This window comes from Pseudomonas sp. Kh14, assembly GCF_900291005.1.
GTDB lineage: Bacteria > Pseudomonadota > Gammaproteobacteria > Pseudomonadales > Pseudomonadaceae > Aquipseudomonas > Aquipseudomonas alloputida.
This window is the reverse complement of the sequence record NZ_OLKJ01000022.1, coordinates 193,093-215,532: the sequence shown is the minus strand read 5'-3', so window position 1 is coordinate 215,532 and position 22,440 is coordinate 193,093. Positions and strand designations below refer to the sequence as shown.

20 protein-coding genes are annotated in these 22,440 nt (G+C 62.7%); 9 read left to right on the top strand and 11 right to left on the bottom strand.

The features are described 5' to 3' along the window. Positions 1-30 precede the first annotated feature (30 nt). Entirely contained in the window at positions 31-1,884 is a 1,854-nt protein-coding gene (locus tag FQ668_RS10610) for an alkaline phosphatase D family protein (protein WP_019437223.1), read from the top strand. A gap of 117 nt (positions 1,885-2,001) precedes the next feature. Here FQ668_RS10610 and rssC read toward each other — a convergent pair whose 3' ends face one another. Continuing rightward, positions 2,002-2,484: an anti-sigma factor antagonist RssC gene (rssC, locus tag FQ668_RS10605; protein ID WP_010953152.1), complete on the bottom strand. Its 483-nt coding sequence runs from the start codon at positions 2,482-2,484 to the stop codon at positions 2,002-2,004. Next, positions 2,481-3,662, bottom strand: coding sequence for a two-component system response regulator RssB (gene rssB, locus FQ668_RS10600; RefSeq protein ID WP_010953151.1), 1,182 nt, complete (start codon positions 3,660-3,662; stop codon positions 2,481-2,483). The genes rssC and rssB overlap by 4 nt, the downstream gene beginning before the upstream one ends. Before the next feature lie 270 nt (positions 3,663-3,932). Here rssB and FQ668_RS10595 point away from each other — a divergent pair, with 270 nt between their 5' ends. After that, positions 3,933-4,232: a PilZ domain-containing protein gene (locus tag FQ668_RS10595; protein ID WP_003248821.1), complete on the top strand. Its 300-nt coding sequence runs from the start codon at positions 3,933-3,935 to the stop codon at positions 4,230-4,232. Between the two features lie 34 nt (positions 4,233-4,266). On the opposite strand, the gene FQ668_RS10590 is transcribed toward FQ668_RS10595, so the two are convergent. Further along, positions 4,267-4,974 carry a VacJ family lipoprotein gene (locus FQ668_RS10590; RefSeq protein ID WP_014591765.1) on the bottom strand — a complete coding sequence of 236 codons (708 nt, stop codon included), beginning with the start codon at positions 4,972-4,974 and terminating at the stop codon, positions 4,267-4,269. A gap of 201 nt (positions 4,975-5,175) precedes the next feature. Here FQ668_RS10590 and FQ668_RS10585 point away from each other — a divergent pair, with 201 nt between their 5' ends. Both FQ668_RS10585 and FQ668_RS10580 read left to right on the top strand, forming a co-directional pair. Further along, complete coding sequence (locus FQ668_RS10585; protein WP_014591766.1) at positions 5,176-5,739, top strand: hypothetical protein; 564 nt, start codon at positions 5,176-5,178, stop codon at positions 5,737-5,739. A 122-nt stretch (positions 5,740-5,861) separates the two neighbouring features. Beyond that, on the top strand, positions 5,862-6,125 hold the full coding sequence (locus FQ668_RS10580; protein ID WP_003248815.1) for a DUF4404 family protein: 264 nt from the start codon (positions 5,862-5,864) through the stop codon (positions 6,123-6,125). 34 nt (positions 6,126-6,159) lie between these two features. On the opposite strand, the gene queF is transcribed toward FQ668_RS10580, so the two are convergent. Further along, entirely contained in the window at positions 6,160-6,990 is an 831-nt protein-coding gene (gene queF, locus FQ668_RS10575; RefSeq protein ID WP_014591767.1) for an NADPH-dependent 7-cyano-7-deazaguanine reductase QueF, read from the bottom strand. A gap of 68 nt (positions 6,991-7,058) precedes the next feature. Then, positions 7,059-7,586 (bottom strand): plastocyanin/azurin family copper-binding protein, encoded by a 528-nt coding sequence (locus FQ668_RS10570; protein WP_019436879.1) that lies wholly within the window; start codon positions 7,584-7,586, stop codon positions 7,059-7,061. A gap of 200 nt (positions 7,587-7,786) precedes the next feature. On the opposite strand from FQ668_RS10570, the gene cinR reads away from it, so the two are divergent. Next, positions 7,787-8,467 (top strand): two-component system response regulator CinR, encoded by a 681-nt coding sequence (gene cinR, locus FQ668_RS10565; RefSeq protein WP_014591769.1) that lies wholly within the window; start codon positions 7,787-7,789, stop codon positions 8,465-8,467. Beyond that, entirely contained in the window at positions 8,464-9,816 is a 1,353-nt protein-coding gene (cinS, locus tag FQ668_RS10560; protein WP_019436880.1) for a two-component system sensor histidine kinase CinS, read from the top strand. The genes cinR and cinS overlap by 4 nt, the downstream gene beginning before the upstream one ends. Before the next feature lie 39 nt (positions 9,817-9,855). Here the strand turns inward: cinS and FQ668_RS10555 are convergent, their stop codons facing one another. The 3 genes from FQ668_RS10555 to FQ668_RS10545 are packed head-to-tail and all read right to left on the bottom strand — an operon-like array spanning position 9,856 to position 13,099. Then, positions 9,856-11,097 (bottom strand): lipoprotein-releasing ABC transporter permease subunit, encoded by a 1,242-nt coding sequence (locus FQ668_RS10555; RefSeq protein ID WP_026031816.1) that lies wholly within the window; start codon positions 11,095-11,097, stop codon positions 9,856-9,858. 60 nt (positions 11,098-11,157) lie between these two features. Beyond that, entirely contained in the window at positions 11,158-11,841 is a 684-nt protein-coding gene (gene lolD, locus FQ668_RS10550) for a lipoprotein-releasing ABC transporter ATP-binding protein LolD (protein WP_172830932.1), read from the bottom strand. 7 nt (positions 11,842-11,848) lie between these two features. Continuing rightward, complete coding sequence (locus FQ668_RS10545) at positions 11,849-13,099, bottom strand: lipoprotein-releasing ABC transporter permease subunit (RefSeq protein WP_010953141.1); 1,251 nt, start codon at positions 13,097-13,099, stop codon at positions 11,849-11,851. Positions 13,100-13,192: 93 nt separating this feature from the next. Between FQ668_RS10545 and FQ668_RS10540 the strand changes: the two genes are divergently transcribed. Both FQ668_RS10540 and FQ668_RS10535 read left to right on the top strand, forming a co-directional pair. Beyond that, entirely contained in the window at positions 13,193-13,777 is a 585-nt protein-coding gene (locus FQ668_RS10540) for a PilZ domain-containing protein (RefSeq protein ID WP_019436882.1), read from the top strand. 31 nt (positions 13,778-13,808) lie between these two features. Next, positions 13,809-14,525, top strand: coding sequence for a glycerophosphodiester phosphodiesterase family protein (locus tag FQ668_RS10535; RefSeq protein ID WP_003248799.1), 717 nt, complete (start codon positions 13,809-13,811; stop codon positions 14,523-14,525). A gap of 48 nt (positions 14,526-14,573) precedes the next feature. Here FQ668_RS10535 and sthA read toward each other — a convergent pair whose 3' ends face one another. The 3 genes from sthA to FQ668_RS10520 form a co-directional block, all read right to left on the bottom strand. Continuing rightward, the gene (gene sthA / locus FQ668_RS10530) at positions 14,574-15,968 is read right to left on the bottom strand and encodes a Si-specific NAD(P)(+) transhydrogenase (RefSeq protein ID WP_003248797.1); all 1,395 of its coding nucleotides are present in this window, start codon (positions 15,966-15,968) and stop codon (positions 14,574-14,576) included. Between the two features lie 204 nt (positions 15,969-16,172). Further along, positions 16,173-17,171, bottom strand: coding sequence for an FAD:protein FMN transferase (locus FQ668_RS10525; protein WP_023390382.1), 999 nt, complete (start codon positions 17,169-17,171; stop codon positions 16,173-16,175). Between the two features lie 179 nt (positions 17,172-17,350). Further along, positions 17,351-18,814: a glyceraldehyde-3-phosphate dehydrogenase gene (locus FQ668_RS10520; protein ID WP_010953137.1), complete on the bottom strand. Its 1,464-nt coding sequence runs from the start codon at positions 18,812-18,814 to the stop codon at positions 17,351-17,353. Between the two features lie 167 nt (positions 18,815-18,981). Here FQ668_RS10520 and mfd point away from each other — a divergent pair, with 167 nt between their 5' ends. Beyond that, positions 18,982-22,431 carry a transcription-repair coupling factor gene (gene mfd, locus FQ668_RS10515; protein WP_010953136.1) on the top strand — a complete coding sequence of 1,150 codons (3,450 nt, stop codon included), beginning with the start codon at positions 18,982-18,984 and terminating at the stop codon, positions 22,429-22,431. Positions 22,432-22,440: the final 9 nt, after the last annotated feature.

Sequence of the window (22,440 nt, the reverse complement as noted above, 5' to 3'; positions counted from 1 at the left end):
AACAGGCCGCCATAGCCACCCGAGCTGTCGATGACCTCCCCTAACCCGTTGCCCCTCGTTCTCGCCGGCCCGGTACTGCGCCGCCTGGAACCCCAGCGTCTGGCCGTCTGGCTGGTCACTACCCAACCACTGCAGCCCGAGTTCGTCTGCCTGGCAAGCGAGGCCCAAGTCGATTGCCAAGTGGTGCCTATTGGCCGGCATGCCTACGTTCACCTGCTGGACATCCAATTCGCCAGCCCCCTGCCCTGCAACCAGCTGCTCGACTACGACCTGCTGATCAACGGCCAGGGTATCGCCGACTGGGCCCCACACCTGCTCTACCCCGGCAACCCACGCCCGAGCCTGGTGCTGCGTGAGCGCCTCGACCATTTGCTGCACGGCTCCTGCCGCAAGCCGCACCACCCTGCTGCCGACGGCCTGCTGTGCGCCGACCGGCTGCTGCAGGGGTGCAAGAAGCCCGAAGACCGCCCCGCCGTGCTAGTGATGACGGGCGACCAGGTTTACGCCGACGATGTCGCTGGCCCCATGCTGCGCGCCATCCATAGCCTGATCTCGCGCCTGGGCTTGTTCGACGAGCAACTGGAGGGTGCGGTGGTAGCCGACAGCCAGGCGCTGTACCAGCACCCGGCCAGCTACTACCACCGTGCCGACCTGCTGCCGGCGCTGGAGCGCAACGACACCCTGCGCGAGCGTTTCTTCGGCGGCAAGCGCAAGCCGATCTTCTCGTCCAGCAACGCCGACAACCACCTGGTGACGTTCGCCGAAGTCATGGCCATGTACCTGTTGGTGTGGTCGCCGCTGCCCTGGCAACTGGTGGACCTGGGCATCCCCAGCGGGCTCAGCGACGAGCATCAAGCCCGATACCGGCAAGAGCTGCCGCTGATCCAGGGGTTTGCCGACAATCTCGGTCAGGTGGCGCGAGTGATGGCCCACCTACCCTGCCTGATGATCTTCGACGACCACGACATCACCGACGACTGGAACCTCTCGGCGCAGTGGGAGGAAACTGCCTACGGCCACCCATTCTCGCGAAGGATCATTGGCAACGCCTTGCTCGGCTACCTGCTCTGCCAGGCCTGGGGCAACAACCCGGACGATTGCAATCCGCTGATCGAACAGTGCCAGGTGCTGACCCGCCAGAACCAGGATGAGCTGATCGGCGAGCTGCTGCGCTTCCAGGGTTGGCAGTTCAGCCTGCCTACAGAACCACCGCTGCTGGTACTGGACACCCGTACGCGGCGCTGGCGCAGCGAAAGTAACCTGGCCAAGCCGTCCGGCCTGCTGGACTGGGAAGCGCTGAGTGAATTGCAGCAAGCACTGCTCGATCACCCCTCGGCGGTCATCGTGTCGCCTGCTCCGATTTTCGGGGTGAAGCTGATCGAGACGGTGCAGAAGGTGTTCAGCTGGCTGGGCTACCCGCTGCTGGTGGATGCCGAGAACTGGATGGCCCACCGCGGTGCAGCGCAGGTCATCCTCAATATCTTCCGCCACTCGCGCACGCCGGGGCACTACGTGGTGCTGTCGGGGGATGTGCATTACTCGTTCGTGTATGAGGTGCTGATTCGCCACCGCCAGCGCAGCCCGCACTTGTGGCAGGTGACCAGCAGCGGAATCAAGAACGAGTTCCCCCGCCGTTTGCTGGATGTGCTCGACCGGCTCAACCGCTGGCTGTATGCGCCGCGTTCACCCCTGAACTGGTTTACCAAGCGGCGGGAGATGGAAGTGGTGCCGCGCACGCCGAACCATAGCAAGGCGGGGGAACGGTTGTGGAATGGTGCCGGGCTGGGACAGGTGTTTTTTGATGAACAGGGGCGGCCAGCGCGCGTGTATCAGCTGGATGCGAGCGGGGGTGAGGCTACAGAGTTTAAAAACCGGGAGCAGTGAGATTCAGAATTTTTACAGCCTGTGCCGGCCTCTTCGCGGGTAAACCCGCGCCTACGGAGGGTTAAGATCCCTGTGTAGGAGCGGGTTTACCCGCGAAGAGGCCGGCACAGGTATAGATCAGCTACGCTCCAGCGCATTGACCAGATCATGGAAGGCTTCGCGGTTGGAGTCATTCAGGCCCATGAGGATCTTGTGCGCCTCCAGCACCTTGGAGCGCACCACATCTTCATTCTGGTCCTGCGACGGCAAGTCGGTCAGGCAATCGGTGCAGGGTATCGGCCGATCGACGATGTTGAACACCTGATCGAAGCCCATCGACTGCAATAACCGTGAAATGTCCGGATTGGTAGTCACCACCGTCGGCAGCAGGCCCACCTTCTGCCGTGACAGGATCGACAGCTTCGCCAGCAGGCCCAGCGTGGTGCTGTCGATACTCTCGGTTTCAGTCAGGTCGATGACAATCGCCGAGAAGTTCAGCGCAGTGAAAATCTTCTCGATCGTCGCATCCAGCGCCGAACACAGGGTCAGGCGCACTTCACCAACGAATTTCAGTACGAAGGTACCGCTCTGCTCGGCGAACTGAATTCTACCGGTACTCATTGAAGGTTCCTGCTCAACACCAATAGGGCGATATCATCCGGCATCTCCCCAAGCGTAGCCAATCCAAATCGTTGACGCAGCCCATCCAGACTGCCACCTGCTGCCTTGACGATCTCCGGCAAGGCGGCTTCTTTATCTTTGAGCGTATCACCCGGCAAAAGGTCCAGAATGCCATCGGACATCAGGCTGAGGCTGAACTGCGGAGGCAGCTCCACCACCAGGTCCTGGTAGGTGGCCTCATCGAACAACCCCACCGGCAGGCCGCGGCCTTCCAGGTAGCGGCAATGCTCGGGGGTGTACAGTACCGGCAACGGCAAATGGCCGCCGACAGCGTAGGTCAGCAGGCCGGACTCTTCGTCGATTACCCCGCCGACCATGGTGACGTGCTTGCCCAGCTTGCTGTTGATCAGGCCGCGGTTGATGTGGCTGAGCACTTCAGACGGCTTGAACTCACGCATTCTGCTGCGCTTGAGCTCGAACATGAGGCGCGTGGTCATGAATTTCAACAGCACGGTGACAAAGGCCGACGACGCCCCATGCCCGGATACATCGGCGAGGTAGAAAGCAATGCGCCGCTCGTCCACGCGGAAATAATCGACAAAATCACCCGAAAGGTACAACGACGGGATGATCTGGTGCTCGAAGGCGAACTCGCCGGCCACCCAGGGGCTTTCCGGCAACATGTTCATCTGCACCTGGCGACCGGCGGTCTGGTCCTCCTGCAACAGGTGCAGGCTGGCCTCCAGTTCGCGGTTGGCGGCTTCGAGCTTGTCGCGGTAGCGCTGGTTTTCCAGCACAAGGCGCGAGCGGTCGAGGGCGCGGCGCACCGAATGCTCGAGTACGGCCAGGTCTTCCAGCGGCTTGATGAGGTAGTCGGCGGCGCCCAGGCGCAACGCTTCCACCGCATCACTCATGACGCCGGCACCGGACACCACGATCACCGGCAACTGCGGCGCGCGCTCGCTCACTTGACGGATCAGTTCGAGGCCGCCCATCTGCGGCATGCGCAGATCGCAGATCACGAGGTCGGGCTGGTGTTCTTCGAAGACCTGAAGCCCCTGCTGGCCATTACCGGCCTGGAGGACGCTGAAACCACTGTCTTCAAGATAGGCGGCGAGGCTGGCACGGACCACGTCGTCGTCATCGATGATCAGCAGCGTTGCACTGGTTTTCTGCATGTGGGCGAACGGCGCCGATTTAGGTTGGTGCAGCGGTGTCGGCAAGGCAGACGGCCAGCTACGGGAATTCTTTATGGTCACACTCTACTTGAGTTGTAGGACAAGAACACCTGCCCGGCAACTGTCAGAGGTACCTTGTAAGGCGCAGACGGTACTCCCATCCGGCAGGGGTTTCAAGCATGCTGGGGTCGACCTCGCCGCTCTTTACAGGGCAAATCACCGGGAGTTATAAGAAAGTCGACCAGCGCAACCCGACGGGAAGGATGCAGCATGCCCCACACGCCCTCCAGCCATAGCGAGAAACGCGACTTCATTCGCATGCGCATCGACACCGAGGTCAGCCTTTTGCACGAAGGCCAGGTGATTGCGGCGGTGTGCCTGGACCTGTCCAGCGGTGGCATGCAGGTGCAGGCGCCGCAGCGCTTTCTGGTGGGTGATCTGATCGAGGTACGGATCGATTCCGACCATCCGGCGCTGAAGGGGCTGCATGCCAGCACCGAAGTGGTATGGATTGCCGACCAGCCGGGCGGGCAGCAGAAGTTCGGGCTGCGGATCCTGGCCATGCATTGATCCTGAGGCCGCTTTGCGGCCCCAGGTTCACAGATCAGAAGTCGTCTTCGACCTCGCCATCCTTCACCTTGAACTCGCGGTTTTGCAGGTAGGCGTTGCGAATGAAGATGTACTTGTCACCCTGAATCAGCTTTTCGGCCGAGAGCAGGCTGGCACGGGTGTCGATCAGGTCCAGCGCGAAGATCGAATTGCGCGTAGGCACGTGGTCGATGTAGCGATAAGGTTTGGTGTAGGTGTCCGGGTACCTGGCCACACCATCACGCACAGTGCTTGGGCCCAGCAGCGGGATGACCACATACGGCCCGCTCGGCACACCCCAGTAGCCCAGGGTCTGGCCAAAGTCCTCGTCGTTGCGCTGCAGGCCCATCTTGGTACCCACATCGAAGAAGCCACCCAGGCCGAAGGTGGTGTTGACGATCAACCGCGCCGTATCAACGCCCGCCGCATGCGGCTTGAGCTGCAACACGTTGTTGGCCAGGTTGGTCACGTCCCCCAGGTTGCGAAAGATGTTGTGGATGCCATCTTCGAGGAACTGTGGAGTGACCGCTTGGTAGCCCTTGGCCAAGGGTTTGAGGGCATAGGTGTCGAGGGTATCGTTGAAGCGGAAGATCGGGCGGTTGACCGCTTCCCAGGGATCTTCCTCGGTGGCCGCCTGGGTGGCTGCCACGGGCGCCAGCAGCATGCTGGCACAGACACAGGCCTGGGTGACTCGTTCGATCACACTGGCACCGATCCTACGCATAGATGTTTCTCCATCGAATTTCTCGGCCGCAAGCGCAACAGGTCGCGCTGCTGTTAAGGCGGCAGTATAGAGACTTGCGGGCTGATAAACAGCCTTACACATTTTTGCTCCATATTTTGTGAACAACTGTTGCTCGGCGACCGATGTCACAGGACGGTAACAATCAACGCATAGCCTTCGAACCATTTGAGGGAAGTTGCCATGGACACTGCGCCCGCCTTCACCGCTGTACTGTTCGGCTTGCGCGGCTGCCTGGTGCAGGCCACCCATGGCGCGCCATCACCCGCCCCCGGCGCCCTCGCCACCCTTGCCAGCCTGCGTCAGCGCCAAGTGCCGTGCATCTGGCTGGATGACCTCAATACCGCACAAAGCGAGCGCCTGGCCCATGTGCTGCCCGACTGGCTTCCAGGGCATGCGGTCAATGGCGTGCACTGGCCAGCGCCGAACGCTTGCTGGCAGGCACTGATGGCGCTGGACAGCGAGCGCCTGGATGGCTGCGTATTGGTCAGCGGCGACCCGCGCCTGCTGCAGTCTGGCCTTAACGCCGGCTTGTGGACGGTAGGCCTGGCCGCCTGCAGCCCGTTATGCGACCGCACTTCTGCGCAATGGCAAGCCATGAGCCCGCAAGAGCAGGATCTGGCGCGTAGCAAGGCGACGCTGGCGCTATTCAGCCTGGGCGTGCACTCGGTGATCGACCATCTGGAAGCGCTGGACACCTGCCTGGTGGACATCGCCCAGCGCCGGCGCAAGGGTGAAAAACCCTGATACAGCAGCCTTGACGCGGATCATGCAAATCGCCAGCAGGTAGATTACCCTGAAGACAGGCCAGAACCTTTGCCACGTCGCCGAGGTCCATGGCTTGCCAAGCCATTGATGGAGAATAGCCAATGCCTGCCCGCGAATTGCAAGAGCGCCTGAACAGCTTGCGCGAGCAACTGGACCGCAACGTACCGCTTTCGGAAGAAGAGCTGGCCGCCCTGCACGAAGAGGCGCGCCAGATCGAGGCGCAACTGAAACTTGAGGAAGCCACGCCAGACAACAACCTGGTGGACGGCGTAAACCTGGCGATCGAACGCTTCGAGGCCGACCACCCCGACCTCACAGCCACCCTGCGCAGCATTGCCAACTCGCTGCACAGCATGGGGATCTGAAATAGCGGGGGCCGCTAAGCGGCCCCCCCTGTAATTACTGCCGAACCAGGCGCTTGTTGTCCGGGCTGATCGCCCCGGTGCTGCGATACGGGTTGATGTCCAGCCCACCCCGGCGCACATAGCGCGCATAGACCGTCAGGTGCTCCGGCTGCAGCAGTTTCTTCAGGTCCAGGTAAATCCGTTCCACACACTGCTCATGGAAGTCTGCATGCTGGCGGAAGCTGATCAGATAGGTCAGCAGGCTGGCGTGGTCCAGCGCCCTGCCCTTGTACTCGACCACTACGCTGCCCCAATCCGGCTGGCCGGTGACCGGGCAGTTGGACTTCAGCAGATGGCTGTGCAGGGTTTCTTCCACCATGCGCGCCGGGTCGCAGCGCAACAGCTCTGGCTGCGGCTGCTCGTAATTGCTGATGGCCACATCCAGTGCATCGATACACTGCCCCGGCAACGCCACCACACCCTGGGCTTCAACCTCGGCCAAAGTGCGCACCTTCACCCCCACCGGCTTGCCGGCAGCGGCGGTAAGGTCTTTTTCCAGGCATGCCTGCAACGCGCCCAGCGAGGTGAACACCGTCTGGTTCAGCGAGTTGAGGTACAGCTTGAATGACTTGGACTCGATGATGTTTGGCGAATCAGCCGGGATGGCGAACTCGCCGATCGCCACCACCGGCTTGCCCGAAGGCAGCAGCCAGCTCAGCTCGAAGCAGTTCCAGTAATCCACCCCCTGCCAGGGCAAGGTCTGTGCAGTAACGCCCAGCTCGGCCCACTTGGCAGTACGCGGGATCGGGAACAATTGCTCCGGGGAGTAGGTGGCGATGTATTCGCTGGACTTGCCCAGCGGGGAATGTTCGGCAGCGGGATGCATGGAAACTGACCTAGAGGTTCGAAAATGCCCCTAGTCTACCGGTTTTGCACCCCGCCTTGCAGGGCCAGTCACTCAATGGTCAATGTCCCGACCATACCCGCCTGGTAATGACCCGGCACGTTGCAGGCAAACTCGATGGGTGCCGATTGGCGGAAGGTCCAGGTCAGCTCGGCGCGCTGGCCGGGCATAACCATCACAGTGTTGCCACCCCCGTGACCATGGCCGTCACCGTGGTCCATCATTTGGCCGTGGCTCATCATCTTGCCGTGATCCATACCTTCGTGGTTCATGGCCTCGGTGAACATCTTGCCTTGCATGGCAACCATTTCCTTCTGGTGTTCGGCATGCATGGCCTTGTCGCCCAGGTTGAATTCGTGCGGCAGCTTGCCCTCGTTGACCAGTACGAAGCGCACCGTCTCACCGGCTTTTACCTGCAGGCTTTTGGGCTCGAAGGCGATGTCCTTGAGCACCACGTTGACCGTACGGGTGGCCTTGGCCGCCGGGGCAGGTTCACCAAAGGCGAAGGTCTGGGCCTGGCCAGCGAAAGCCGGCAGGCTACCCAGGGCAAGTGTGGCGGCAATGAACAGGTGTTTCATGATGACTCCGGAAATACACAGCAGGATGAAGCCACATTAGCCGGGGGCGACTGGCAGCTACCTGACAGGCACATTACAACTTCGTCAGCTTGGGCGAGCGGGCACATCGTCACGTATCATTTCACCCACCCCATTACCCCTGTGCTAGCGGTAAAGCGACGCCATAGGCTACGCACAATCTTTCAGAATATGGACAGTGCATGAAACTGCTGATCGTCGAAGACCAGGCCCGCACCGGCCAGTACCTGAGCCAAGGCCTGAGCGAGGCCGGCTTTGCCACCGAGTTGGCTACCGATGGCGAGACCGGCCAGTTCCTGGCCCTGACCGGCGACCACGACCTGCTGATCCTCGACGTGATGCTGCCTGGCCGCGACGGCTGGCAGATTCTTCAGGCCGTGCGCCAGGCTGGCCTGGATACGCCAGTGCTGTTCCTGACCGCCCGCGACGCCGTCGAGGATCGCGTGCATGGCCTGGAACTGGGCGCCGACGACTACCTGGTCAAGCCGTTCGCCTTTTCCGAACTGCTGGCCCGGGTACGCAGCCTGCTGCGCCGTGGCACCAGCCCGAGCCAGGACACGATCCTGAGCCTGGCCGACCTGCGCCTGGACCTGATCCGCCGCCGCGCCGAGCGCGCCGGGCTGCGCATCGACCTGACCGCCAAGGAATTCTCACTCCTTGAGCTGCTGCTGCGCCGCCAGGGTGAGGTGCTGCCAAAATCGCTGATCGCCTCGCAGGTGTGGGACATGAACTTCGATAGCGACACCAATGTGATCGAAGTGGCCATCCGCCGCCTGCGCCTGAAGATCGACGACCCGCACCCCAACAAGCTGATCCACACCGTACGCGGCATGGGTTACGTACTCGAAGAGCGCAACGAGTGATGCGCCGGGTTTCCCTCGGCAGCCGCCTGGCCCTGCTGTTCGCCGCCTGCACCGCCACCGTCTCGCTGGGCGCCGGCCTGCTGTTCAGCCGGGCCAGCGAGCAGCACTTCGTCGAACTTGACCAACAACTGCTGGACTCGCGCCTGTCATTGTTTCGCACGCAACTGGCTGGTGTCAGCACGGCTGATGAGCTCCAGGCCCGCCTGCCTGCCCTGCGCGATGAACTGAGTCACCAGGCCGACCTGGCCCTGCGCATCAGTGCCAGCAATGGCGCCACCTGGTTCGAAAGCCGCAGCGGGCTGCCGCAAGCAGCGCTGGCCACCGGGCTGGCCACCCTGCATGCGCCAGGCATCGACTACCGTAGTCTGTCCGTCCCCCTGAAACAGGGCACCATGCAGTCGCCGCGACTGACCCTGTACCTCGACATCACCCACCACCAGCACTTCCTGCAGGGCATGCAACGGCTGATCTGGCTGACTGTCGGCCTGTCGGCGCTAACCACCGCACTACTGGGTGCCTGGGCCGCCCGCAGCGGCCTGCGCCCATTGCGGCAGATGGGCCAGGTAGCCGCCAGCGTGTCAGCGCGTTCGCTCACCACCCGTTTGCCGGTGGCGCAGATGCCCGAAGAGCTGGCCGAGCTGGCCAGCAGCATGAACGCGATGCTGCAGCGCCTGGACGATGCCTTCCAGCGCCTCTCAGCGTTCTCTGCCGATATCGCCCACGAGTTGCGTACGCCGCTGTCCAACCTGCTGACGCACACCCAGGTCACCCTCACCCGCCCACGCAGCCTCGAAGAATACCGAGAGGCGCTGCATGGCAACCTGGAAGAACTGCAATGGATGGCGCAGATGATCAACGACATGCTGTTTCTGGCCAAGGCCGACCACGGCCTGCTGGTACCGGGGGACGCGCCTTTGGCGCTGCATGACGAGGTGGATGCGCTGCTGGAGTACTACGCGCCCCTGGCAGAAGACAGGGACGTGCAGATGCTGCGCGAGGGTGAAGCCGTAGTGCACGGTGACCGGCATATGCTGCGCCGGGCACTGTCCAACCTGCTGGACAACGCCATGCGCTTTACCCCGGCAGGCGGACAGATCAAGGTAACCCTGGGGCCGGGGCCGACGATCAACGTGGCCAATTCCGGGCTGGCTATCGACCCGGCCGCGCTACCGCGACTTTTCGACCGCTTCTACCGGGTGGACCCGGCTCGACGGGAAGGCAGCAGCGAGCATGCGGGGCTGGGCCTGGCGATTACCCGGTCGATCGTGCAGGCCCATGGCGGACGTATACGGGCAGAATGCGAGGATGGGTGGACCCGATTCTTGATCGAGTTCACTCAAGATCGGTAACCCTGGGGCGCTTTACGCCCCCAGGATCTCAGGCAAACATCAAACCGCCAGGCCAATCGCCGGCTGCACCTGCGATGCCCGGTAGGCCGGGTAAATGGTCGCCAGGAAACTCATCACCAGGCCGGCGGTGCAGATGATCGCCACATCCCCCCACTGCAACTGCGACGGCAAGCTGCTGACGAAGTACACATCCGACGTAAAGATGTGCTGCCCGCTCACCCGCTCCAGCCAGCCGACGATCTGGCTGACATTGAACGCCGCAATCACGCCCAGTACGCCACCAATCAGTGTGCCGACAATGCCGATCAGGCTGCCCTGGACCATGAAAGTGCCCATGATCTGCGCCGGTGTGGCGCCCAAGGTACGCAGGATGGCAATGTCCGGGCCCTTGTCGTTCACCACCATTACCAGGGTGGCGATGATATTGAACGCCGCGACCGCGATGATCATCATCAGCAACAGGCCGATCATGGTCTTTTCCATCTTCATGGCGCTGAACAGGCTGCCCTGGGTATGCGACCAGTCATCGGCCCGGTAGGCGTCACCAAGCCCGGCAGCAATCGCCTTGGACACCTGCGGAGCGGCATACAGGTCGTGCAGCTTAAGCCGCACACCTTGCACCTGGCCTGGCGCCCAGCGTTGCATCTCGGCTGCATCAGCAACATGGATATAGGCCTGCGACCCATCCAGTTCGGCGCCGACCTTGAAGATGCCAACCACGGTGAGGCGCTGCATGCGCGGGGTGATGCCACCCGGTTCCTTGCTGATTTCCGGCACGATCAAGGTCAGCTTGTCGCCGGTGTTCAGGCGAAAGCGGCGTGCGGTCAGTTCACCGATGACCACGCCAAACTCACCTGGCTGCAAGCCCTGCAGGCGGCCCTGGACGATGTGTTGGCCAACGATGGAAACCTTGCCCTCCTCGGCCGGGTCGATACCACCCACCTGGATCGGCTGCATGGCGCCCTTGTACGACAGCATGCCTTCCATCTCGGTAATCGGCGCCACAGCCATCACCGCCGGATTTTTCATGGCTGCGTCGGCCACCTTGTGCCAGTCGTCCAGCGGCTGCACGCCGAGGATGGCGGCATGCGGCACCAGGCCGAGAATGCGCGAGCTCATTTCGCGCTGGAAGCCATTCATCACCGACAGCACCACGATCATTGCCAGCACGCCCAGCGACAGGCCGATCATCGAAGTCATCGAAATGAACGAGATGAAGTGGTTGCGACGCTTGGCTCGGGTGTAGCGCGCGCCGATAAAGATGGGCAAGGGTCTGAACATGTACGAAATCACCCAATGGAAACAGGAAAACGGGGCAGCACCTGCCACCCCGGCAGTCGATCAGATGGCCACCAGGTGGCCATCGTCGAGCTTCAGCACACGGTCCATCTGCCGCGCCAGGTTGAGGTCGTGGGTGACCACCAGGAATGCCGTGCGCGAAGCGCTGGACAGCTCCTGCATCAGCTCCTGGATGCCTTGGGCGGTATGGTGGTCGAGGTTACCGGTCGGCTCGTCGAGCATCACCAGGCCGGGGCGGTTGACCAGCGCCCGGGCAATCGCCACACGCTGGCGCTCGCCGCCGGAAAGCTCGGCCGGCTTGTGGTTCAAGCGGTGGCCCAGGCCTACCCGCTTGAGCAGCGCCTCGGCACGCTCCCGGGCCTCGGGGATGGGCGTCCGGCCGATCAGCAGCGGCATGCACACGTTCTCGATAGCGGTGAATTCCGGCAGCAGGTGGTGGAACTGGTAGACGAAGCCCAACTCGCGGTTGCGTAGCAGGCCACGGGCACGCTCGCCCAGTGCCGACAGCTCTTCGCCTGCCAGCCACACGCTGCCCTGGGTCGGCCGGTCGAGGCCGCCCAGCAGGTTGAGCAAGGTACTCTTGCCCGAGCCGGAACTGCCAACGATGGCCACCCGCTCACCGGCCCGCAGTTCCAGGTTGAGCCCGGACAGCACCTGCACCGACTCCGGGCCCTCGTCGTAGGACTTGCCCAGGTTGCGGCAACTCAGAACGGCTTTATCACTCATGCGCGACTCACTCATAACGTAGCGCCTCTGCAGGCTGGGTGCGGGCCGCACGCCAGGCCGGATACAGGGTGGCGAAGAAACTCAGGACCAGTGCCGCTCCACAGACCATGTACACGTCCTGGGCCAGGATCTGCGACGGCAGGTAATCGATGAAGTACACGTCGGCGTTGAGGAACTTGTGGCCGATCAGTGTCTCGATGCCGGCGATCGCCGCGCTCACGTTCAGTGCCGCGAAGATCCCGACCACGGCGCCGATCAGGGTACCGATCACCCCGATCACCGTGCCCTGGACCATGAAGATGAGCATGATCTGCCCGGGCGTGGCGCCCAGGGTGCGCAGGATGGCGATGTCACCGCGCTTGTCGTTGACCACCATCACCAGGGTGGAAATGATGTTGAACGCCGCTACCGCCACGATCAGCAGCAACAGCAGGCCGATCATGGCCTTCTCCATACGGATCGCCTGGTACAGGTTGCCGTGGGTACGGGTCCAGTCACGGCTATAGAATTCCTGGTCGCCCAGCTGCTGGGCGATGCTCCAGGCTACGCGCGGCGCCTGGAACAGGTCGTCGAACTTCAGGCGCAGGCCCTGGACCTGGTCGGGCTTCCAGCGGTGCAGGCGGGACAGGTCACTGATGTTGGTCAGGCCCAGGTAGCCGTCGATCTCGCCCGCGCCAACGTGGAAGGTGCCAACCACAGTGAAGCGCTTCATGCGCGGGAACATGCCGGCGGGGGTCACGCTGACCTCGGGGGCGACAAAGGTGAGCTTGTCGCCGATGGCAACGCCCAGCTTGGCCGCCGCCTTGTCGCCGATCATGATGCCCCACTCGCCCGGCGCCAACTGGTCCAGGCGGCCTTGCAAGACGAAGTTGTCGATGATCGACACCTCGCGCTCGCGAGCGGGGTCAATGCCATTGAGCAGCACCTTCTGCACCTTGCCATCATGGGTCAGCAGGCCCTGCATCTGGGTGAACGGCGCAACCGCTACCACCTGCGGATTCTGCTTTACTTGTTGGGCAAGGGCCTGCCAGTCGGCAATGGGCTGGCCGCTCTCCAGCGTGGCATGGGGAATCATCCCCAACACGCGGGTGCGCATCTCGTGGTCGAAACCGTTCATCACCGACAGCACCACGATCATTACCACCACGCCCAGGGCGAGGCCGATCATCGAGGTCAGGGAAATGAACGAGACGAAGTGATTGCGACGTTTGGCACGGGTATAACGCGTGCCGATGAATGCGAAAAGAGGTCTGAACATGTCGGGGCTTGTTCGGATGAAAGGGAACGTCCTTGTGGCGAGGCGCCTACGGCGGCTTTACACTCGGACCACCGCCGCTACCTTGGGTTCGCCATGACGACATTAGACGAAGAAGATCGCCGCGAATACTACCGCATCGAAGATCGGATCGCACTTCAAATAAGCCCCCTTAGCGCGGCCGAAGCCCTTGACCCAGATGTGTTGCAAGATGATTCGCCGCTATTCAACCTGCTCAGCGAGCTGCACCTGGCCGACTTCGAGTCGCAACACCTGTTGCGCCAGCTAAGCGACAAGGACCGTACGCTCGCCGCGTTCCTGCGGGCACAGAACAAGCGCCTCGACTTGCTCAGCGCGGTGGTTGGGCAAACCCTGCTTGGCGAGGTCGGCGAGCCGCTGCCGGTGGTCATCTCCGAAGGCGGCATCGAATTCGCCCAAGCCACACAGATTGCCCCCGGTACCCGAGTGAAAGTAAAAATGGTGCTGATGCCGCGCGCCCATGGCCTGCTGCTGCGCGGCAAGGTCACCCATTGCGACCCTCGCCCTGAGGGCGGCTTCGAGGTCGGCACCGAGTTCATCGACATGACCGACGCCCAACGGCAACTGCTGGCCCGTTACATCCTGCAGCGCCAGCAACAGCAACGGCGCCAGCAGCTGGAACTGAACGACTCCGCCTCCTGAGCCAATTTCTCCCTGATTTGAAGGAACGAACGTGACCCTGATCTACGGCCATCGCGGCGCCAAGGGCGAAGCACCCGAGAACACCCTGAAGAGCTTTCAGCAATGCCTGTCCCATGGCGTGACCCGCTGCGAGCTGGACCTGCACTTGTCATCCGACAACGAACTGATGGTCATCCACGACCCCACCCTCAAGCGCACCACGGGCCGGCGCGGCAAAGTGGTCGAGCACCCGGCCGCCGAACTGGTCAAGATCGATGCCCGCAAAGGCGGCCCGGGCCATGTGCAGCCCTGCCCGATCCCGAAACTGGAAGAGCTGTTCGAAAAATGCCCGTTCGAGCACTGGCAACTGGAGGTGAAAAGCGCCTCGCGCACCCGCGCAGCCACCACCGTCCTGGCAATCCGTGAACTGGCCCAGCAATATGGCCTGCTGGACAAGGTGACCATCACCTCCAGTTCACGCGAAGTACTGGGCGCCGCCCTGGAACTGGTGCCAGACGTGAAGCGTGGGCTGGTGGCCGAATACGCCTGGCTCGACCCGCTGAAGGTGGCACAGAACTACGGCTGCGAACTGCTGGCATTGAACTGGACGCTGTGCACCCCCGAGCGCCTGCTCAAAGCACAGGGCCAGGGTTTGCATGTGTCGGTATGGACGGTCAACGAGCCGGCACTGATGCGCCGGCTTGCTGACTTTGGTGTGGACAGCCTGATTACAGACTTTCCCGGTTTGGCCAAGACCACCCTCGGGTAGGGTTGAAATCGGTCTCTCCGACCGGCTCAGGCCACCGGTCGGAGCCGCTCAAAAAAGCCGGTTCAGGCCGTCATAGGCAGCTACCCGATAGGCTTCGGCCATGGTCGGGTAGTTGAATGTGGTGTTGACGAAGTACTTCAGGTTGTTCTGCTCACCCGGCTGGTTCATGATCGCCTGGCCAATGTGGACGATTTCCGAAGCCTGGTAGCCGAAGCAATGCACGCCGAGGATTTCCAGGGTTTCGCGGTGGAACAGGATCTTCAGCATGCCCTGCGGCTCGCCGGCGATCTGCGCACGCGCCATGCTCTTGAAGAAGGCCTTGCCCACTTCGTACGGCACCTTGGCCTGGGTCAGCTCCTGCTCGTTCTTGCCGATCGAGCTGATCTCGGGAATGGTGTAGATACCCGTCGGCACGTCGTTGACGAAGCGCCAGCTGCCGTTATCGACAATGCTGCCAGCGGCCGACCGGCCCTGGTCATGAGCGGCACTGGCCAGGCTTGGCCAGCCGATCACGTCGCCGGCACCGTAGATGTTCGGCACGGTGGTACGGTAGGCCTCGTCGACCTCGATCTGGCCGCGGCTGTTCACCTTGATGCCGATGTTTTCCAGGCCCAGCTTGTCAGTATTGCCGGTACGGCCGTTGCACCACAGCAAGGCGTCGGCCTTGATCTTCTTGCCCGACTTGAGGTGCAGGATCACCCCGTTGTCCAGGCCTTCGACGCGCTCATACTCTTCGTTGTGGCGCACGGTGATGTTGTTGTTGCTGAAGTGGTAGCTCAGCGCTTGGGAAATTTCCGAGTCGAGGAAGCTCAGCAGCTGGCCACGGTTGTCGACCAGCTCGACCAATACGCCCAGGCCACTGAAGATCGAAGCGTACTCGCAACCGATCACGCCGGCACCGTACACGATCAGCTTGCGCGGGGTATGACTGAGGCTGAGGATGGTGTCGCTGTCGTACACGCGCGGGTGGTGGAAGTCGATGTCGGCCGGGCGGTAGGGGCGCGAGCCGGTCGCGATGATGATGTGCTTGGCGTTGAGCTTCTCGACCACGCCGTTCGGGCACACCACTTCCACGGTTTGCTCGTCGGCAAAGCTGCCAGTGCCGAAGAACACGTCGACGCGATTACGGGCATAGTAGCCGGTGCGCGATGCCACCTGCTTGGCGATGACCTTCTCGGCGCTTTTCAGCACGTCCGGGAACGAGAACCAGCGCGGCTCGCCGATGGCACGAAACATCGGGTTGGTGTTGAACTGCATGATCTGCCGCACCGAGTGACGCAGTGCCTTGGACGGAATGGTACCCAAGTGGGTGCAGTTGCCACCGACCTGGCGACGGTCATCGACCATCGCTACCTTGCGCCCTGCTTTGGCGGCGTTCATTGCCGCGCCTTCACCGGCCGGGCCGGAACCCAGCACCACTACGTCGTAGTTGTAGACAGCCATGCGTACTCCTTCAGAACTGGCCCGCAAGCCACGGTCGCTCGCGGGGCACGATCATGCCGCCGGGGCGCCATGAGAAAATTCGGGTGCAGTCTAATCAACCCTGAACGCCGCGCACATTAACCCTTGGTCGCGTCGTAGGCCAATTTTGCCCGCACTACATATGCTTCACCCATTCCCTGGCGGCAATCATCCCTGCTTGTGCTTTCACTGGCCTTTCACTGCCCGTTCGAACGCGGGCGTAGCTCGGGAGACGAAGCCTCCCTCTGCTCGAGTCACCAAAACCGCAGCCAGATCATGCGCCACGGCAAAATCCCAGCCTCGCTGTGGGCCCAGGATGAGCAGCAGCGTCGAATAGCCATCGGCCAGCAGTGCTGAGGTGTCCAGCACCGTAACGGCAGCCAGGTCATGTTCGACCGGGCGTCCGAGGCGGGCATCGAAGGTGTGCGAATAGCGCCGGCCATTCTGCTCGAAATAGTGCCGATAGTCACCCGAGGTTGATACTGAAAGGCTATTGACCGGGATGATCTGGCGGGCGACCTGACGGTCTTCGCGGGGCAGTTCCAGGGCAATACGCCAAGGGCTGCCGTCAGGCTTGCGGCCAACCGCCTTCAGCTCCCCAGTGGCCTCGGCGACAAAATTGCTGATACCCATGGCCTGCAGGCGCGCAGCGATCAAGTCGACAGCATGGCCGGCGACGATGCTGTTGAAGTCGAGTTGCACCGGGGCATCCTTGCACAGGGCTCGACCTTTGACGCGCAAGTGCTGGTAACCCACGCGCTGGCGTACCTGGGCCAGTGCCTGTGGTTCGGGCACTTGCTCGTGACGGGCCTGAGGGCCGAAGCCCCACAAGTCGAGCAATGGCTCTACCGTGAGATCGAAAGCGCCATCGCTCTGCTCGGCAAGGTGCTGGCCCAGGCTGACCAACTCGAGCATATCAGGCGGCAAGGCTAGGCACTGGCCCGCAGGTAAGCGGTTGAACTGGCTTACGATGGAGTCGCCGCGGTAGGTCGAGTAGTGGTGATCGATGTCGTGCAGGATGGTTTCCACCGCCATCTGCACCTGGGCCGGCAGCGGGCCACCAGGCTCGCGGACGTACTGGATGCTGTAGCTGCTGCCCATGGTCGGGCCACCCAGGCGTTCCAGGGTGGGGCCCTGGTTGCAGGCGGTGAGTAGCAGCAGAATGAACAGTAGGGCTGTGCGCAAGGTTTGGTTTCTCGGTTGCCGGGGCTGGCCTCTTCGCGGGTAAACCCGCTCCTACAGGGGCAGCGATAGTCCTGTAGGAGCGGGTTTACCCGCGAAAGGGCCGGCTCTGACAACACACATTCAGAATAAAAAAAACGGGAACCCGAAGGTTCCCGTTTTTTCATTTCCTTACAAGCGAATCAGCGTGGAAACGCTGGCGGGTTCACACCGGCCATGTCTTCCATCACACGAACCACCTGGCAGCTATAACCGAATTCGTTGTCGTACCAGACGTACAGAACAACGCGGTTGTCGTTGGCGATGGTCGCCTCTGCGTCAACCACACCGGCGTGGCGCGAGCCGACGAAGTCGGTCGAAACCACTTCCTGCGAAGCCACGTAGTCGATCTGCTTGTGCAGCTCCGAGTGCATGGCGGTCTGGCGCAGGTACTCGTTGATCTCGTCGCGGGTGGTGGCCTTTTCCAGGTTCAGGTTCAGGATGGCCATCGAAACGTTCGGCGTCGGGACACGAATGGCGTTGCCGGTCAGCTTGCCCTTCAGCACTGGCAGTGCCTTGGCAGCAGCGGTGGCGGCGCCGGTTTCGGTGATTACCATGTTCAGCGGCGCGGCACGGCCACGGCGGCTGCCCTTGTGGAAGTTGTCGATCAGGTTCTGGTCGTTGGTGAACGAGTGAACGGTTTCGACGTGGCCGTTGACGATGCCGTACTGGTCGTTGATGGCCTTGAGCACCGGCACGATGGCGTTGGTGGTGCAGGAGGCCGCCGAGATGATCTTGTCATCGGCAGTGATATCACCGTGGTTGATACCGTGCACGATGTTCTTCAGCGCGCCCTTGCCAGGTGCGGTGAGGATCACGCGAGCAGCACCCGGGCAGGCCAGGTGCTGGCCCAGGCCGTCGGCGTCACGCCATACGCCGGTGTTGTCGACGATGAGCGCATTGTCGATGCCGTACTGGGTGTAGTCGACTTCGCTCGGGCTCTTGGCGTAGATAACCTGGATCAGGTTGCCGTTGGCAGTGATGGTGTTGTTGGCTTCGTCGATGGTGATGGTGCCATCGAACGGGCCGTGCACCGAGTCACGGCGCAGCAGGCTGGCACGCTTGACCAGGTCGTTTTCGGCGCCTTTGCGCACGACGATGGCACGCAGACGCAGGCCGTCACCACCACCGGTCTTCTCGATCAGGATGCGCGCCAGCAGGCGGCCGATGCGACCGAAGCCGTACAGGACAACGTCGGTGCCTTTGCGCGCCGAAGCGTTCTGCTGACCGACCACGTCGGCCAACTCTTCACGGACGAACTGCTCGGCAGTGCGGCCATTGCCTTCCTGCTTGAACTTGTTGGCCAGCTTGCCCAGGTCGACCGATGCGGCGCCCAGTTTCAGCTCGCTCATGGCCTTGAGCAGGGGGAATGTCTCGTGGACGGACAGTTCGGTTTCGTCGGTTTGGCGGTGGCGCGCAAAGCGGTGCGCCTTGAGAATCGAGATAACCGAACGGTTGATCAGGCTGCGGCCATAAATCGAGCTCACCACATTGTTATTGCGGTAGAGCTGACCGATAAGCGGGATCATCGCTTCAGCCAGGGCTTCACGATCAATCCACTCACCAAGACACTGGTCGGGCTTCTGAGTCACGGGAACCTTCCACATGTAGGGACAGAAAAAAGGGGCTACATTATGACGCCCCAACGCGGAACCGGCAATGAGTGCCTGACGCAGTGACGCAAGCCAGCGTTCATGCCCTTTCGAGCCTGACAGCCGGCACCGTCACCGGTACAATCGGTCTCTTTGCCGCAACGCTTGGAGTGCAATCTCCCGTGTCAGTTCTGCGCCTACCGCAAATGTCGGCCACGGCCGGCAAACAAACCTGGGGCAACCTGCCCGGTGCCGCCCTCAGCCTTGCCATCGCCGAAGCCGCCAGCAGCGCTGGCCGCTTCACCCTGCTGCTGACGGCCGACAGCCAGGCCGCCGACCGTCTGGAGCAGGAGCTGCGCTTCTTTGCCCCGGACCTGCCCGTGCTGCCGTTCCCCGATTGGGAAACCCTGCCCTACGACCTGTTCTCGCCACACCAGGACATCATCTCCCAGCGCATCGCCAGCCTGTACCGCCTGCCGGAGCTGAGCCACGGCATCCTCGTGGTACCGATCACCACCGCCCTGCACCGCCTGGCGCCCACGCGTTTTCTGCTGGGCAGCAGCCTGGTGCTGGATGTGGGCCAGACCATCGACGTGGAACAGATGCGCCTGCGCCTGGAGGCCAGCGGTTATCGTTGTGTCGACACCGTCTACGAGCATGGCGAGTTCGCCGTGCGCGGCGCGCTGATCGACCTGTTCCCGATGGGCAGCAAACTGCCCTACCGCATCGACCTGTTCGATAACGAGATCGAGACGCTGCGCACCTTCGACCCCGAGACCCAGCGCTCGATCGACAAGGTGGATTCGGTGCGCCTGCTGCCAGCACGCGAATTCCCGATGCAGAAGGAAGAAGTGACCCGCTTCAAGGCACGCTTTCGCGAGCGCTTCGACGTCGACTTCCGCCGCAGTGCAATCTTCCAGGACCTGGCCAGCGGCATCATCCCCGCCGGTATCGAGTACTACCTGCCACTGTTCTTCGAAGAAACCTCGACCCTGTTCGACTACCTGCCGACCGACACCCAGGTGTTCTCGCTACCCGGGGTGGAACAGGCCGCCGAGCACTTCTGGAACGACGTGCGCGGGCGTTATGAAGACCGCCGCGGCGACCTCAGCCGGCCGCTGTTGCCGCCGGCCGAGCTGTTCCTGCCGGTGGAAGATTGCTTCGCCCGGCTCAAGCAATGGCCCCGGGTGGTGGTCAGCAGCGAAGAGCTGGAGCCTGGCGTGGGCCGCGAGCGCTTCCCGGCGCGCGCCCTGCCCAACCTGGCCATCGAGGCCAAGGCCAACCAGCCGCTGGCCGAGCTGGCCAACTTCCTCGACCAGTTCCCCGGCCGCGTACTCTTCACCGCCGAATCAGCAGGCCGCCGGGAAGTGCTGCTGGAGCTGCTCGAACGTCTGAAGCTGCGCCCGCATACCGTCGAAGGCTGGGACGACTTCATTACCGGTGCCGAGCGCCTGGCGATCACCATCGCCCCGCTGGACGACGGCCTGCTGCTGGACGATCCAGGGCTGGCCCTGATTGCCGAAAGCCCACTGTTCGGCCAGCGGGTGATGCAGCGCCGGCGCCGTGACAAGCGCGGCGAAACCGCCAACGACGCGGTCATCAAGAACCTCACCGAGCTGCGCGAAGGTGCGCCGGTGGTGCACATCGACCATGGCGTCGGCCGCTACCTGGGCCTGGCCACCCTGGAAATCGATGGCCAGGCCGCCGAATTCCTGACGCTGGAATACGCCGAGAACGCCAAGCTGTATGTGCCGGTGGCCAACCTGCACCTGATCGCCCGCTACACCGGCAGCGACGACGCCCTGGCACCGTTGCACCGGCTGGGTTCGGAGGCCTGGCAGAAGGCCAAGCGCAAGGCCGCTGAACAGGTCCGCGACGTGGCCGCCGAACTGCTCGATATCTATGCTCGCCGCGCCGCGCGCAAGGGCTACGCGTTTGCCGACCCGTCGGCCGACTACGCCACCTTCAGCGCCGGCTTCCCGTTCGAGGAAACTCCGGACCAGCAGGCCGCCATCGAGGCCGTGCGCGCCGACATGCTGGCCCCCAAGCCAATGGACCGCCTGGTCTGCGGCGACGTGGGCTTCGGCAAGACCGAAGTGGCCATGCGCGCGGCGTTCATCGCCGTGCACAGTGGCCGCCAGGTGGCCGTACTGGTGCCCACCACCCTGCTCGCCCAGCAGCATTACAACAGCTTCCGCGACCGCTTTGCCGACTGGCCCGTGACCGTGGAAGTGATGAGCCGCTTCAAGTCGGCCAAGGAAGTGGCCGCCGCCGCTGCGGACCTTGCCGAAGGCAAGATCGACATCCTCATCGGCACCCACAAGCTGCTGCAGGACGACGTGCGCTTCAAAGACCTGGGCCTGGCCATCATCGATGAAGAGCACCGCTTTGGCGTGCGCCAGAAAGAACAGCTGAAGGCGCTGCGCAGCGAGGTCGATATCCTCACCCTGACCGCCACGCCGATTCCGCGCACGCTGAACATGGCGGTGGCGGGCATGCGCGACCTGTCGATCATCGCCACGCCGCCAGCACGCCGCCTGTCGGTGCGCACCTTCGTCATGGAACAGAACAAGAGCACGGTCAAGGAGGCGCTGCTGCGCGAACTGTTGCGCGGTGGCCAGGTGTACTACCTGCACAACGATGTGAAAACCATCGAAAAATGCGCCGCCGACCTTGCCGAGCTGGTGCCCGAGGCACGCATCGGCATCGGCCACGGGCAAATGCGCGAACGCGAGCTGGAACAGGTGATGAGCGATTTCTACCACAAGCGTTTCAACGTGCTGGTGGCCTCGACCATTATCGAAACCGGTATCGACGTGCCCAGCGCCAACACCATTGTCATCGAGCGCGCCGACAAGTTCGGCCTGGCCCAGTTGCACCAGCTGCGTGGCCGGGTTGGCCGTAGCCACCACCAGGCCTACGCCTACCTGCTCACACCTACCCGTCAGAAGGTGAGCGCCGACGCCGAAAAACGCCTGGAGGCGATCGCCAACACGCAAGACCTTGGCGCAGGCTTTGTGCTGGCAACCAACGACCTGGAAATCCGCGGTGCCGGCGAGCTACTGGGCGAAGGCCAGAGCGGGCAGATCCAGGCGGTGGGCTTCACCCTGTACATGGAAATGCTCGAACGTGCGGTCAAGGCAATCCGTAAAGGCACCCAGCCGAACCTTGAGCAACCACTGGGCGGCGGCCCGGAGATCAACCTGCGCCTGCCGGCACTGATCCCCGAGGACTACCTGCCTGACGTGCATGCGCGCCTGATCCTGTACAAACGCATCGCCTCGGCTGCCGACGAAGAAGGCCTCAAGGACTTGCAGGTCGAGATGATCGACCGCTTCGGCTTGCTGCCAGAGCCGACCAAGAACCTGATGCGCCTGACGTCACTCAAGCTGCACGCGGAAAAGCTCGGCATCAAGAAAGTCGATGCGGGGCCCAACGGTGGCAAGCTCGAGTTCGAAGCCGAAACACCGGTCGACCCACTGACCCTGATCAAGCTGATCCAGGGTCAGCCCAAACGTTACAAGTTCGAAGGCGCCACCCAGTTCCGCTTCCTGGTACCGATGGAACGCCCCGACGAACGTTTCAATACCCTGGAGGCGCTGTTCGAGCGCCTGACCCCACAGCCTGCCTAAGGAAGACTC

Bases quoted from the DNA above. Each gene is read 5' to 3' on its own strand.
- FQ668_RS10610 (WP_019437223.1), top strand. From the start codon at position 31: ATGACCTCCCCTAACCCGTTGCCCCTCGTTCTCGCCGGCCCGGTACTG.
- rssC (WP_010953152.1), bottom strand. From the start codon at position 2,484: ATGAGTACCGGTAGAATTCAGTTCGCCGAGCAGAGCGGTACCTTCGTA.
- rssB (WP_010953151.1), bottom strand. From the start codon at position 3,662: ATGCAGAAAACCAGTGCAACGCTGCTGATCATCGATGACGACGACGTG.
- FQ668_RS10595 (WP_003248821.1), top strand. From the start codon at position 3,933: ATGCCCCACACGCCCTCCAGCCATAGCGAGAAACGCGACTTCATTCGC.
- FQ668_RS10590 (WP_014591765.1), bottom strand. From the start codon at position 4,974: ATGCGTAGGATCGGTGCCAGTGTGATCGAACGAGTCACCCAGGCCTGT.
- FQ668_RS10585 (WP_014591766.1), top strand. From the start codon at position 5,176: ATGGACACTGCGCCCGCCTTCACCGCTGTACTGTTCGGCTTGCGCGGC.
- FQ668_RS10580 (WP_003248815.1), top strand. From the start codon at position 5,862: ATGCCTGCCCGCGAATTGCAAGAGCGCCTGAACAGCTTGCGCGAGCAA.
- queF (WP_014591767.1), bottom strand. From the start codon at position 6,990: ATGCATCCCGCTGCCGAACATTCCCCGCTGGGCAAGTCCAGCGAATAC.
- FQ668_RS10570 (WP_019436879.1), bottom strand. From the start codon at position 7,586: ATGAAACACCTGTTCATTGCCGCCACACTTGCCCTGGGTAGCCTGCCG.
- cinR (WP_014591769.1), top strand. From the start codon at position 7,787: ATGAAACTGCTGATCGTCGAAGACCAGGCCCGCACCGGCCAGTACCTG.
- FQ668_RS10555 (WP_026031816.1), bottom strand. From the start codon at position 11,097: ATGTTCAGACCCTTGCCCATCTTTATCGGCGCGCGCTACACCCGAGCC.
- lolD (WP_172830932.1), bottom strand. From the start codon at position 11,841: ATGAGTGATAAAGCCGTTCTGAGTTGCCGCAACCTGGGCAAGTCCTAC.
- FQ668_RS10545 (WP_010953141.1), bottom strand. From the start codon at position 13,099: ATGTTCAGACCTCTTTTCGCATTCATCGGCACGCGTTATACCCGTGCC.
- FQ668_RS10540 (WP_019436882.1), top strand. From the start codon at position 13,193: ATGACGACATTAGACGAAGAAGATCGCCGCGAATACTACCGCATCGAA.
- sthA (WP_003248797.1), bottom strand. From the start codon at position 15,968: ATGGCTGTCTACAACTACGACGTAGTGGTGCTGGGTTCCGGCCCGGCC.
- FQ668_RS10520 (WP_010953137.1), bottom strand. From the start codon at position 18,814: ATGTGGAAGGTTCCCGTGACTCAGAAGCCCGACCAGTGTCTTGGTGAG.